The 1,616-nt window shown below is 70.7% G+C and carries 1 protein-coding gene; it reads right to left on the reverse strand.

Going from position 1 to position 1,616, the window contains the following annotated elements; genetic code table 11:
- Window positions 1-1,397 (reverse strand): cation:proton antiporter domain-containing protein (locus tag CLG85_RS27045; protein WP_260350383.1); only part of this gene is annotated, 1,397 nt, incomplete at its 3' end.
- Window positions 1,398-1,616: the final 219 nt, after the last annotated feature.

Raw genomic sequence — 1,616 nt, forward strand, 5'->3', positions numbered from 1 at the left:
CGCTCGGGCTGGTCGTCGATCACCAGCACCTGTCCGCCCTCGCGCGCCAGCGCCGCGGCGACCTGGCTGCCGATCCGCCCGTAGCCGACGATCACCACGTGATCCGCAAGCTCGGTGGCGGCATCGGCGGGCGGCACCTCCGGCACCGGAGCGCCATCGGGCAGCTCGGGCTGGCGCCGGCGCGCCAGCCAGTCGATGCCGCGGAACAGCGCCGGATTGACGAGGATCGACAGCATCGCGCCGCCGAGGATCAGGTCCTGGCCCGCTGCCGGCAGCAGCCCGAGGCTGGTGCCCAGCACCGCGAGGATGAACGAGAACTCGCCGATCTGCGCTAGGCTGGCGGCGATGGTCAGCGCGGTCTGCCGGTCATGCCCGAAGCTGCGGACGATGCCATAGGCGACAAGCGATTTGGCACCGACGATGATCGCCACGGTCGCGGCCAGCGCCAGCGGCGCCTCGATCAGCGCGCGGGGATCGAAGAGCATGCCAACCGAGACGAAGAACAGAACCGCGAAGGCGTCGCGCAGCGGCAGCGTGTCCGAGGCGGCGCGGCTCGACAGCGGCGACTCGGCCATCACCATGCCGGCGAAGAAGGCGCCAAGCGCCAGCGACACCCCGAAGAGATGCGCCGAGCCGAAGGCGACCCCCAGCGCGATGGCCAGCACAGCCAGGCTGAACAGCTCGCGCGAGCCGGTGCCGGCGACGTATTGCAGCGCGCGCGGGATGACCCGCCGGCCGACGATCAGCATCAGCGTGACGAAGCTGACCACCTTGAAGCCGGTCAGCAGCAGCGTCGCGAGGAGGGGGCTGAGGCCGAGTGCGTGGAACAGGGCAGAGCCTTCTACAGCGGCCCGCATCGGGGCGGTGCCGCCGAGCAGCCCGGCGAGCGGCGGCAGCAGCACCAGCGCGAGGACCATCACCAGATCCTCGACGATTAGCCAACCGACGGCGATGCGGCCGCGCTCGGTCTCGATCAGCCGCCGGTCCTGCAGGGCGCGCAGCAGCACCACGGTCGAGGCGACGGAAAGCGCGAGGCCGAAGATCAGCCCGCCGCCCCAGCCCCAGCCAAGACCCCAGCCGAGCGTGGCGCCGATCAGCGTGGCGGCAAGGATCTGGCCGATGGCGCCGGGGATGGCGATCGCCTTGACGGCGCTCAAATCCTTCAGCGAGAAATGCAGCCCGACCCCGAACATCAGCAGGATGACACCGATCTCGGCAAGCTCCGAGGCAAGGTGCTGGTCGGCGACATAGCCGGGGGTGAACGGGCCGATAAGAACGCCGGCCAGCAGGTAGCCGGCGAGCGCGGGCAGCCGCAGCCGCTGCGCGGCAAGGCCGAAAAGACAGGCGAGCACGAGGCCCGCAACGATGGTTGCGATGAGAGGGGTGTCGTGAAGCAAGTTGGGATGCCCTTGACTGGAAGCGTTGACATGGAGCGAGACATCTGCGCGGGCCTAGGGCCGGGCCTGACGCGCGTAGCGCATCGAACCCGGCGCGGGCGCCGCCAAAGGCGGCGCGCCAACGCAGTTCACCCGGCCCGCGCGGGGCGGGTCGGGGTTTCGGATGTCAGGCTTGCGGAGGGCTTCTTGCGCGAGGTCTGCCGGGCGGCAGCCCCTCGG

Source organism: Alloyangia mangrovi (genome assembly GCF_002300555.2).
GTDB classification, from domain to species: Bacteria; Pseudomonadota; Alphaproteobacteria; order Rhodobacterales; family Rhodobacteraceae; genus Salipiger; species Salipiger mangrovi.